This window comes from Rhodococcus sp. CH91 (assembly GCF_022554085.1).
In the GTDB taxonomy this organism is placed as follows: Bacteria; Actinomycetota; Actinomycetes; order Mycobacteriales; family Mycobacteriaceae; genus Rhodococcus.
The window spans coordinates 56441-67460 of the sequence record NZ_JAKFYR010000016.1; the positions used below are offsets into that span (position 1 = coordinate 56441).

At 67.6% G+C, this 11020-nt stretch carries 11 protein-coding genes and 1 tRNA gene; 10 read left to right on the forward strand and 2 right to left on the reverse strand.

Annotated features, from left to right (window positions below; translation table 11 throughout):
- Positions 1 to 18 precede the first annotated feature (18 nt).
- From MOM01_RS21810 to MOM01_RS21820, 3 genes are read left to right on the forward strand one after another with little or no spacing between them, the layout of a single operon-like run.
- Positions 19 to 237 (forward strand): DUF4244 domain-containing protein, encoded by a 219-nt coding sequence (locus tag MOM01_RS21810; RefSeq protein WP_241387535.1) that lies wholly within the window; start codon positions 19 to 21, stop codon positions 235 to 237.
- Entirely contained in the window at positions 234 to 596 is a 363-nt protein-coding gene (locus tag MOM01_RS21815) for a TadE family type IV pilus minor pilin (RefSeq protein ID WP_241387536.1), read from the forward strand. Before MOM01_RS21810 ends, MOM01_RS21815 begins: the two co-directional genes overlap by 4 nt.
- Positions 593 to 1015: an Rv3654c family TadE-like protein gene (locus MOM01_RS21820; RefSeq protein ID WP_374112356.1), complete on the forward strand. Its 423-nt coding sequence runs from the start codon at positions 593 to 595 to the stop codon at positions 1013 to 1015. Before MOM01_RS21815 ends, MOM01_RS21820 begins: the two co-directional genes overlap by 4 nt.
- Before the next feature lie 238 nt (positions 1016 to 1253).
- Here the strand turns inward: MOM01_RS21820 and MOM01_RS21825 are convergent, their stop codons facing one another.
- Positions 1254 to 3608: a DEAD/DEAH box helicase gene (locus MOM01_RS21825; protein WP_241387537.1), complete on the reverse strand. Its 2355-nt coding sequence runs from the start codon at positions 3606 to 3608 to the stop codon at positions 1254 to 1256.
- Positions 3609 to 4023: 415 nt separating this feature from the next.
- On the opposite strand from MOM01_RS21825, the gene MOM01_RS21830 reads away from it, so the two are divergent.
- The 4 genes from MOM01_RS21830 to MOM01_RS21845 all read left to right on the forward strand — a co-directional run bounded on the left by MOM01_RS21830 (position 4024) and on the right by MOM01_RS21845 (position 8752).
- Positions 4024 to 4227 carry a cold-shock protein gene (locus MOM01_RS21830; protein WP_003935252.1) on the forward strand — a complete coding sequence of 68 codons (204 nt, stop codon included), beginning with the start codon at positions 4024 to 4026 and terminating at the stop codon, positions 4225 to 4227.
- A gap of 117 nt (positions 4228 to 4344) precedes the next feature.
- Entirely contained in the window at positions 4345 to 4950 is a 606-nt protein-coding gene (locus MOM01_RS21835) for a hypothetical protein (RefSeq protein ID WP_241387538.1), read from the forward strand.
- A gap of 84 nt (positions 4951 to 5034) precedes the next feature.
- Positions 5035 to 8007 carry a type I DNA topoisomerase gene (topA, locus tag MOM01_RS21840; RefSeq protein ID WP_277610086.1) on the forward strand — a complete coding sequence of 991 codons (2973 nt, stop codon included), beginning with the start codon at positions 5035 to 5037 and terminating at the stop codon, positions 8005 to 8007.
- 37 nt (positions 8008 to 8044) lie between these two features.
- Positions 8045 to 8752: a helix-turn-helix domain-containing protein gene (locus MOM01_RS21845; RefSeq protein WP_374112357.1), complete on the forward strand. Its 708-nt coding sequence runs from the start codon at positions 8045 to 8047 to the stop codon at positions 8750 to 8752.
- On the opposite strand, the gene MOM01_RS21850 is transcribed toward MOM01_RS21845, so the two are convergent.
- On the reverse strand, positions 8716 to 9105 hold the full coding sequence (locus MOM01_RS21850; protein WP_241387540.1) for a VOC family protein: 390 nt from the start codon (positions 9103 to 9105) through the stop codon (positions 8716 to 8718). The two genes, MOM01_RS21845 and MOM01_RS21850, sit on opposite strands and share 37 nt — an antisense overlap.
- A gap of 89 nt (positions 9106 to 9194) precedes the next feature.
- Here MOM01_RS21850 and MOM01_RS21855 point away from each other — a divergent pair, with 89 nt between their 5' ends.
- The 3 genes from MOM01_RS21855 (at position 9195) to MOM01_RS21865 (ending at position 10945) form a co-directional block, all read left to right on the forward strand.
- Positions 9195 to 10382, forward strand: coding sequence for a DNA polymerase III subunit delta' (locus MOM01_RS21855; RefSeq protein WP_241387541.1), 1188 nt, complete (start codon positions 9195 to 9197; stop codon positions 10380 to 10382).
- Positions 10383 to 10444: 62 nt separating this feature from the next.
- Positions 10445 to 10520 (forward strand) — tRNA-Thr (locus MOM01_RS21860).
- A gap of 227 nt (positions 10521 to 10747) precedes the next feature.
- Positions 10748 to 10945, forward strand: coding sequence for a hypothetical protein (locus tag MOM01_RS21865; protein ID WP_241387542.1), 198 nt, complete (start codon positions 10748 to 10750; stop codon positions 10943 to 10945).
- Positions 10946 to 11020: the final 75 nt, after the last annotated feature.

Sequence of the window (11020 nt, forward strand, 5' to 3'; positions counted from 1 at the left end):
CGATGGGAGGTAGGGAAGATGACGGAACACGAAGTGGCTGTCGAGGACGTGCGTGGACTGCGCGGTCGCCTCCTCGGTCTCGTGGTGCAGGAGGACGGCATGTCGACGGCGGAATACGCCATCGGAACGATCGCCGCGGCGGCGTTCGGCGCCGTGCTCTACACGGTCGTCACAGGTGACTCGATCGTTTCGGCGTTGACCGGCATCGTCGAGCGTGCACTCCAGACGTCGGTGTGACGGCGCGCCGGATCGGGTTGCGGGGTCTCGCGGGGGAGGACGGCGGCGTCACGGTCGAGGCAGCACTCGCGATCGCCACTCTCGTGACGGTTCTCGCACTGTGTATCGGTGCGCTGTCGAGTATTTCGTATCAGATGCGTTGCCAGGACGCGGCGCGCGAGGCAGCCAGACTCGTGGCGCGTGGAGATCGGGAGCGTGCGCTCGATGTGGCTTCGCGGGTAGCTCCTCCGGCGGCACGTATCGGGATCGGGGAGGACGGTGATCTGATCGTGGTCACGGTCGAAGCGGACGGGCCGCTGCCGATGCTGACCCTCACGGCCGAGGCCGTGGCGGCACGTGAACCCGATGGTCTTCGATGATCCTCTCCGACGATCGGGGAAGCGCTTCGATTCTCGGGTGTTCCGTCATGGCGGCGCTCGTCGTGATCACCGCGACTGCGCTTCATGCCGGTTCGGCGGTCGTGACACGCCATCGGGCGCAGGCGGCGGCCGATCTCTCGGCCCTCGCGGTGGCGTCGGCGCTGGACAGTGGGGTGTCGGCGGCGTGCGAAGCCGCGGTTCCGATCACCGCCCGGATGCGTGTGCGGGTGCGGCGCTGTGAGATCCATGGTTGGGATGCGGTGGTCGAAGTGGCTGCTCCGGTGTCGGCACTGTTCGATGGAAAGGAGACGAAAGCGGTCGCGCGGGCCGGGCCTGCCGGTGGGTCCGGAGACCGGCGCCGGCCGGCCCGGCTCGTGAGCACTCCGACATGTCCGAGGCGCAGGCCGGGGAACGGGTGATCGAACTGCTGCGGCTCGTCGATTTGCCCGACCCCGAGAAGCGGTCCCGTATCCCGTACTACCCGCCCCAGCTCTCGGATGGGTAGCGACGCTCGTATGGCGGTGCGCCGGCGGCTTCCGCGCGGTGGACGGGGTCAGCCTCGCCATCGAACCCGGAGGATGCGTACACCAAGCGGTTACTGGCAGCGAACGAGCAGCGGCCGAGCACGTGCCGGTGTCCTGACATGTGGTCCGGTGCTCAGTCCCGCGAGCCGATCGCGGAGAGTACGGCGTCGAGGACCGCGACCGCGCCGGCCTTGTCGAGTGGATCGTTGCCGTTGCCGCACTTGGGGGAGTAGACGCAGGACGGACATCCGGCGGCGCACTCGCACGCGGCAACCGCATCGCGAGTCGCGGTGAGCCATCGAGTGATTCGCCGGTATCCGCGTTCGGCGAATCCTGCACCGCCGGGTTGCCCGTCGTAGACGAACACGGTGGGCAGCCCGGTGTCCGGGTGCAGATCGGTGGAGACACCCCCGATATCGCCGCGATCGCATGTCGCGAGGAGGGGAAGCAGACCGATCGCGGCGTGCTCCGCGGCATGGAGGGCTCCGGGGACGCGGTCGGGTGACACTCCGATGCTGTCGAGCAGTGCGGGTTCGATCGTGTACATCACCGCCCGGGTGTCGAGCGTGTGCTCCGGCATGTCGAGGGGGATCTGGTCGAGTATCTCCCCGGACGGCAGGCGGCGAAGATATCCGACCACCTGGTGGGTCACCTCGACGCCCACCGAAGCGACCGTGACCGGACCGTATTCGCGTCGTTCGTCCACGGAGATGCAGCAGATGTCGGTGATCTCGCGGGCGCTGGTGGACCATTCCGGGTCCTCGGCGTGCACGAGAGCGATGCCGTCCTCGAGATACAGCTCGTCGACGACGAAGGTCTCGCCCTGGTGCAAGTGCACGGCCCCGGGGTGGACGGTCGAGGGCGCGCGGGCGGCGTCGACGGTGCCGAGCATGCGGCCGGTATCGCCTTCGACGATCGAGACCTGGTGACCGATGCCGCCGCGGATCTCGACGTCCCCGTGCGGTCGTGTACCGGGGGTGATGAACCAGCCGTGGGGTCGATGCCGGATCAGCCCCTGCTCGGCGAGGTCCGTGAGGAGGTCGCGTGCGCCGAATTCGTCGACCTCTGCGTCGCTCAGGGGCAGTTCCGCGGCAGCGCACAGAAGCTGCGGTCCCAGAACGTACGGGTTGCTCGGGTCGGTGACCGTCGCTTCGACCGGTCGATCGAGCAGAGCCCCGGGGTGGTGTACGAGATAGGTGTCGAGGGGATCGTCCCGCGCGACCAGCACGACGAGCGAGCCCTGGCCGCGACGGCCGGCTCGTCCACCCTGCTGCCGGAAGGATGCGACCGTCCCGGGGAAACCGGCGACGATCACGGCGTCCAGTCCGGCGATGTCCACTCCGAGTTCGAGTGCGTTCGTGCTGGCGACACCGAGCAGGTGTCCGTCGGAGAGAGCCGCTTCGAGGTCGCGCCGATCCTCGGCGAGGTATCCGGCGCGATAGGCCGCGACGCGCTCGACGAGGTCGGGTGCTGCCTGCGCGAGCAGTCGGCGGGCTCCCATGGCGGTGAGTTCGGCGCCGTGGCGGGAGCGGACGAAGGTCAGTGTGCGGGCACCCTCGACGACGAGGTCTGCGAGAAGACGTGCGGCTTCGGCTCCTGCCGCGCGCCGCACGGGTTCACCGTGTTCGCCGGTGACCTCCCGCAGCAGCGGTGGTTCCCACATCGCGAGGGTGCGAGGACCGTGGGGGGAGCCGTCCTCGGTGACCTCACGGCAGGGCGCCCCGATGAGACGGGACGCCGCCGCTCCAGGTTCTGCGGTGGTGGCGGAGGCGAGGACGAAGACGGGGTCGGCACCGTACCGGCGGGCCACGCGACGCAACCGGCGGAGAACGAGTGCGACGTGTGAGCCGAACACGCCGCGATAGGCGTGACACTCGTCGACGACGACGTACCGCAGGCGTCTCCAGAACCGGGCCCATCGTGCGTGAGCGGGCAGCAGGGACAGGTGCAGCATGTCGGGGTTCGTGAAGATCCAGCGTGAGTGCCGTCGTGTCCACTGCCGGATCTCGGTGGAGGTGTCGCCGTCGTAGGCGCACGCACACACGGTCGAGAGGGCGTCGACCTCGGAGGTCAGGTCGGTGACCGCACGCAACTGGTCGGCGCCGAGCGCCTTGGTGGGCGACAGATACAGGGCGGTCGCCTGCGGATCATCGGCCAGGGCGCTGAGAACGGGCAACTGGTAGGCGACCGACTTGCCGGACGCCGTGCCCGTCGAGACGACCACGTGTTCCCCACCTGCGGCGAGCTCCGCGGCGGCGGCCTGGTGGTGCCAGGGTCTCGGGACGCCGTGCTCCCGGAATGCCCGGACGACATCGGCGTGGGCCCAGTGCGGCCAGTCGTCGTGGCGAGCCGGGCGAGCCGGGATCTCGGCGACGTGGGTCAGCGGGGTCTCGGTCGCAGGGGTGCCGGCGAGCAGTCGGTCGAGAAGGGCTCGACCGTAGGTGGGTGCGGTGCCGTCGCCGGTGTGGAGGAAGGGCGAGCCGGTCACGCTGAACTCCGAGGGGTCGGGCGAGGTCGTCTGGGCCGAGAAGGCCCGTGGTCGGGTGCGGGGGAGGCCGGTGAGGCGGTAGTGCCCCCGATGACCGATAGTGCCTTCCCGTAACATGGCAGCAACAGCTACCCGCGAGTAAATGCTACCGAGGGCCGACAAGATCAGGGAATTGGCACGTTTGTGCCCATTCCTACTGTTGCGCACGCCCGGAACGTGGTTGACTGGCACGCGGTCGCAGCTTCTGTGTTCGTAGACTTGCAAAAGTGCACGCTCGCAGGATCGATTGGTTGCGGGCGCGGTGCTTTAGCTCTTCCAACGGGGGACTCGAGAAGTACAGCGGTCGGAATCGGGACCTGGCGGACCGCGTACCCGGCGGTCTGTCGAATCCGGTGTTAGAAAGAGAAGGAAAAGCATGGCACAGGGCACTGTGAAGTGGTTCAACGCGGAAAAGGGCTTCGGCTTCATCGCTCCTGAGGACGGCTCCGCCGACGTGTTCGTTCACTACTCCGAGATCCAGGGTTCCGGCTTCCGCACCCTCGAGGAGAACCAGCGAGTCGAGTTCGAGGTCGGACAGGGCACCAAGGGCCCGCAGGCCACCGGCGTGCGCGCACTCTGATCCACCCGCTCGAACGAGCACAGGGCTAGGTTCACCTCGCCCGATCGTCCCCCATCACCCCAGGTGATGGGGGACGATGCTTTTCTCGAGGGCTTTTCCGTGAGGAGAGGAGGGCTCGTGAGTCAACTGTCCTTCTTCGGGGCGGATGTGATGCCGCCCGCTCCGGCCGATCTGAGCGGGCTTCTCGCAGCCCACGGACGAGCGAGCCGCACCGACGGCCGGGCCGTTCTGACGGTGGAGGTGGACGCAGAATGGCGCGCTCGTGCCATCGCGCAGCTCGTCACCGACACAGGGATCGGGGCGGACATTCTCGTCGACGGGGATCGTTTCACCGTCAGTACGTCCGCCGACAGTGCGCTGGTGCCGCTCGCAGACGAATGGACCTGCGGCGACGTCAAGACCGTTCCGAACGGCTGGGTTCCTTCCTCGCGCGCACAACGTGCGTGGTTCCTGGCTGCCGGCAGCATGGAGGTCGAGGGAGCACAGTATGTTCTCGGTCTGGATCCGATCGCTCCCGAGACACACGCGCTCCTGGCGCAGGCGCTCATGCGGGCCGGTATCGCACCGACTCTCATCGGTACGCGCGGAAGCGGGCGGCCCGGCCTGAGAATCTCCGGACGGAGACGTTTGACGAGGCTCGTCGAGAACATCGGTGCACCTCCGGACGCCGACGCGGCGCTGCGGGTCTGGCCGCATGCCGAACCCGGTGATCGTCACTTGTGAAGAGGCGGTCCCGGAGGATGTGCGACCCTGTGTGTGGCCGCGTCTGTGGAACGGGTCGGTATACATGTCTTCGAACAAGGCGACATGTCGGCGAAGAGGGAAGGTGCGGGCGGCACGGTGGCAGCACGGGAGAAGAGCACTGCGGGCGGCTCGTCGGGCACGCGTCGGCTCGTGATCGTCGAGTCCCCGACCAAGGCGAGGAAGATCGCCCCCTATCTGGGCCGCGACTACGTCGTCGAGGCGTCGGTCGGCCATATCCGCGACCTTCCGCGCGGTGCTGCCGATGTTCCCGCCAAGTACAAGGGGGAGTCGTGGGCGCGTCTCGGTGTGGACGTCGACCGCGACTTCGAGCCGCTCTACGTCGTCAGCCCCGACAAGAAGTCGAAGGTCTCCGAGCTCAAGAGTCTGCTGAAGGACGCCGACGAGCTGTATCTCGCCACCGACCCCGACCGTGAGGGCGAGGCGATCGCCTGGCATCTGCTCGAGACGCTCAAGCCCAAGGTGCCGGTTCGCCGCATGGTCTTCCATGAGATCACCGAGTCCGCGATCCGTGCTGCGGCCGAGAACACGCGCGAACTCGACACCGATCTCGTCGACGCGCAGGAAACCCGCCGCATCCTCGACCGCCTGTACGGCTACGAGGTCAGCCCGGTGCTGTGGAAGAAGGTCATGCCGCGCTTGTCGGCCGGCCGCGTGCAGTCCGTAGCGACTCGCGTGATCGTGCAGCGCGAGCGTGAGCGCATGGCCTTCCGATCCGCGGAGTACTGGGACATCGCGGCCACGTTGGACGCCGGTGCCGACGCGAGCCCCCGTTCGTTCGGCGCCCGCCTGGTCAACGTCGACGGTGCGCGGGTCGCCTCGGGCCGTGATTTCGGAGCCGACGGCAATCTGAAGTCCAACGGTGTCGTCGTCCTCGACGAGGACCGTGCCCGCCGGCTCGCGGAAGCCCTCGCCGGCGTCGCGCTGACGGTGTCGTCGGCCGAGAGCAAGCCGTACACGCGCAAGCCCTACGCGCCGTTCATGACGTCGACGCTGCAGCAGGAAGCGGGCCGCAAGCTGCGCTTCTCGTCGGAACGCACGATGCGCACCGCGCAGCGCCTGTACGAGAACGGCTACATCACCTACATGCGTACGGACTCGACGACGCTGTCCGAGTCCGCGATCGCCGCCGCCCGCGCACAGGCCACCCAGCTGTACGGCGCCGAGTTCGTCCACCCGACGCCGCGCCAGTACACACGGAAGGTCAAGAACGCGCAGGAGGCGCACGAGGCGATCCGCCCCGCGGGCGACGTCTTCGCCACCCCCGGCGAGCTGCACTCGCGTCTCGACGGTGACGAGTTCAAGCTGTACGAGCTGATCTGGCAGCGCACCGTCGCCTCCCAGATGGCCGATGCGCGGGGCACGACCCTCACGTTGCGCATCACGGGCACTGCGGGAACAGGCGAGGAATGCACCTTCTCGTCGTCGGGCCGCACCATCACGTTCCCGGGTTTCCTCAAGGCCTACGTCGAGAGCGTCGACGAAGAGGCCGGTGGGCAGTCGGACGACGCGGAGTCGCGCCTGCCGAATCTGTCCGAAGGTGCCTCGGTGACGGCGACGAAGCTCGATCCGGACGGTCACTCCACCAACCCGCCCGCCCGGTACACCGAGGCGAGCCTGATCAAGACGCTCGAAGAACTCGGCATCGGCCGGCCGTCCACCTATGCGTCCATCATCAAGACCATCCTCGACCGGGGTTACGTCTACAAGCGCGGCAGCGCGCTCGTCCCGTCCTGGGTGGCCTTCGCGGTCATCGGCCTTCTCGAGGCGCACTTCGCCCAGCTGGTCGACTACGACTTCACGGCCGGGATGGAGGACGACCTCGACGAGATCGCGTCCGGTCACGAGCAGCGCACCGACTGGCTGACACGCTTCTACTTCGGTGGCAGTCACGGAGACGAGGACTCGGTCGCCCGCAAGGGCGGGCTGAAGAAGCTCGTCGGCGAGAACCTCGAGGACATCGACGCGCGGGAGATCAACTCCATCCGTCTGTTCGACGACTCGGAGGGACGCGAGATCCACGTTCGGGTCGGCCGGTTCGGCCCCTATCTCGAGCGGATGGTCACCGATCCCGACAATCCCGACGGCGAACCGGTCTCGCAGCGCGCGAACCTGCCCGATGATCTCCCGCCCGACGAGCTCACCCTCGAGTACGCCGAGAAGCTGTTCGCGACGCCGCAGGAAGGTCGCGTACTGGGCGTCGATCCGGCCACCGGCTACGAGATCGTCGCGCGTGAGGGCCGCTTCGGCCCCTATGTGACCGAACTGATCCCCGAGCCGGAAGCCGAACCGGAGCCGGAGCCGGACGTCACGCCCATCCCGGTCGACGAGCTCGATACAGGTGGAGGCACGAAAACGGCGACCACGAAGGTCGTCGCGAAGAAAGCCGCCAAGAAGGCACCGGCCAAGAAGGCTGCGAAGAAGTCCGGTCCCAAGCCGCGGACGGGCTCGCTGTTCAAGTCGATGGATCTGTCCACTGTCACCCTCGACGACGCGTTGAAACTGCTGTCGCTGCCGCGGGTGGTAGGTGTCGATCCCGAGTCCGGCGAGGAGATCACGGCTCAGAACGGTCGTTACGGTCCGTACCTGAAGAAGGGCACCGACTCGCGGTCGTTGGCGAACGAGGAGCAGATCTTCACCGTCACCCTCGAGGAGGCGCTGAAGATCTACTCGGAGCCGAAGCGGCGCGGTCGCCAGGCCGCCGCCACGCCGCCGCTGCGCGAGCTGGGCACCGACCCGGTCAGTGGTAAGCAGATGGTGATCAAGGACGGGCGTTTCGGTCCCTACGTCACCGACGGTGAGACCAACGCCAGCCTGCGCAAGGGCGACGAGGTCGCGACGATCACCGACGAGCGGGCTTCCGAGCTGCTCGCCGACCGTCGCGCACGTGGTCCGGTCAAGAAGACCGCGAAGAAGACAGCGGCGAAGAAGACCACTGCCAAGAAGGCCACCGCTGCCAAGAAGACGACGGCGAAGAAGACGACCAAGAAGGCGGCCGCGAAGAAGACGGCCGACTGACGGTTCCTCGTCGGAGCGCGCCGTTAACCTGACGGTCGTGTATCGCGAGCAGCCTTCGGGGGTGCCCGGTGTGATGCTGTGGCGCTCCGCTCCGACCGGCGCCCGTCCAGGTGGTACGCATGTCTTGCCGGACGGGTGCATGGATCTCATCCGGCACGCGGACGGCTTCCTCGTCGCCGGCCCGGACACGAGATCGCAGTACTCCGATCTGGCCACGGGCCAGTCGCTGACTGCTGTCAGATTCGCACCCGGGGTGGGGCCGCGGTTCTTCGGGATCGATGCGTGCGAGTTGACCGATCGGCGCGTTCCGCTCGACGACCTGTGGCCTTCACGCCGGGTCCGGGCCCTTGCAGGTCGCGCCGAGCACGATCCGGTCGGCGCGTTGGTGGATGCCGCGCGAGCAACGACCCACGAGCAGGATCCGATGCCGGACCTCGCCCGCGCGTTGTCCTCGGGCAGGTCCGTGTCGGAGCTCGCTTCGGCACTGGGATGGAGCGACAGGACGCTTCGTCGCCGATCGACCCGGGCCTACGGATACGGACCGAAGATGTTGTCGCGGGTGTTGCGGTTCCGACGGGCGGTCGCGCGGGCCCGGGCCGGCGACGCCTTCGCCCGTATCGCTGCGGACTGCGGCTACAGCGACCAGGCGCACCTCGCCCGGGAGGTGCGCATGTTCTCGGGCGCCACTCTCGGTGCTCTCGTCCGGGGTCATCCCGGAAGCGCTGAGAACAGATCGACGGCATAGCCGTCCGGGTCGGTCGTCATCGCATAGCGCTGCCCCCAGACCGCGTCCCACGGAGCTTTCGTCGAGGTGCAGCCGGCCTCGATCAACGCCGCGTGCGTCTCGTCGACGGCCCGGGGCGACCCGCAGTCGAAGGCGAGACCCACCCCACCCGTGGAGGGCTCGAACTCCGGGTAGAAGGTGCGGACGGAGGCGACGGTGTCCCACATCAGGCGCAGCCCACCGGGAAGGGTGGTCTCGAAATGCGGCACCGCGGGGATCTCGGTGGGCAGATCGAGCCCGAGCAGGCGATAACACGCGAAGGACCGACCGAGATCGGCGACGACGAGCCCCACAGCGGAGAAATGAATGGTCATGGCCCGAAACTACGGCTCCGCGACCCTGACGTCTTGAACGTTTCGGACACGAGATCGGGGGAGTCGGTGCCGATCGTTAGGCTGAGCGTATGCCCGGGGTATTCGATCGTCTCGTCGGTCAACGCGATGTCGAAACCGAGCTCGTGGCCGCTGCCGATGCGGCTCGTCGCGGCGACACCGGGTCGGCGATGACGCATTCGTGGCTGTTCACCGGCCCTCCCGGATCGGGGCGTTCCATCGCTGCGCTGTGCTTCGCTGCAGCGCTGCAGTGCACCGACGAGGACGCTCCCGGATGCGGACGGTGCCATGCGTGCACCACCACGATGGCAGGTACGCACGGTGACGTGCGGCGCGTCGTGCCCGAGGGTCTGACCATCAGCGTCAAGTCGATGCGCGACATCGTGCAGGTCGCGTCGCGGCGGCCGAGCACCGGACGGTGGCAGGTCGTCGTCATCGAAGATGCCGACCGTCTGACGGAAGGCGCGGCGAACGCGTTGCTGAAGGTGGTCGAGGAACCGCCGCAGCGGACGGTCTTCCTGCTGTGCGCGCCGTCGGTCGATCCCGAGGACATCTCCGTGACCCTCCGCTCCCGATGCCGGCACGTCGGACTGGTCACCCCCAGCGTCGACGCGATAGCGCGGGTCCTCGAGTCCACCGACGGCATCGATCCGGAGACGGCGCACTGGGCTGCGTCGGTCAGTGCAGGTCATGTCGGGCGTGCTCGGCGATTGGCCACCGACGAGGGCGCCCGGAACAACCGATCGCGTGCGCTGGCGCTGGCAGGAGCCGTCCTTCGGCCTGCCACGACCTACTCCGCTGCCGACGATCTGGGGCGCACCGCCGAGACCGAAGCGAAGGAGATCAGCGCCGAGCGCGACGAACGCGAAACGGAAGAGCTGAAGACGGCCCTGGGTGCGGGCGGTACCGGTAAGGGAGCCGCCGGTGCCCTTCGGGGTTCGGCCGGCGTGCTCAAGGAACTCGAACGCACCCAGAAGTCGCGGAAGACGCGCACCGAACGCGACATCATGGATCGGGCACTGATCGACCTCGCGGGTCTGTATCGGGATGCACTCGTGCACGCCTTCGGTTCCGGGGTCACCCTCAACCATCCCGACATGGCGGAACGCGCGGCGGATCTCGCATCGCGAACCCGTCCGGAAGCGCTGCTCGACTGCATCGAAGCGATTCTCGACTGCCGGGAGGCGCTCGCTCAGAACGTCAAACCGCGGTTCGCGCTCGCCGCGCTCGCCGCTCGACTGAGTGCCGCTTTCCGGTAGCCGAAGTGCCGGTTTGCGTCGAGGTGGGGGTAGTCCGTTAGACTTCGGTCGCCGAAAGGCTCGCTGCCTTAGCTCAGTCGGTAGAGCATTTCACTCGTAATGAAAAGGTCGTCGGTTCGATTCCGACAGGCAGCTCCACGAAAGCCCCTCACCATCGGTGAGGGGCTTTCGACGTTGTAGTGCAGCGCACGGCGTGCGTCTGGATGATGGAGACATGGTGATGGAACTGTTCTCCCTGGTCTTGATCATCGGCGCTCTCGCGGTAGTCCTGCCGATGGCGATCCGCATCTTCCGCGACCGCGACGATCACTGACACGCAGTGCGAAATCCTCGACAACCCCGGTGCGGGACAGCATGCTCGTGTCATGGCTGAGTCGTTGAAGGACCGGGTTCGGGAGAAGATCCTGCGGCAACGCGCCGAGGACGGAGGCCGGCCCCTCGGAGATGCCGAGGGCGACGATCCTCGTCTCATGGATCTCCGCGGCGATCTCGCGATGCTGGAGCAAGCAGAGGACGACGACCCGGTCGTCCAGCATCTTGCCGCCAAGTACTGGGTTCCCTGACGGCGTCCACGCTGCGGAAGGTTGCCTGAAACTACCGATGACCAGGCGATTTGGTGTTCTCGGAAGTGTTCGCGT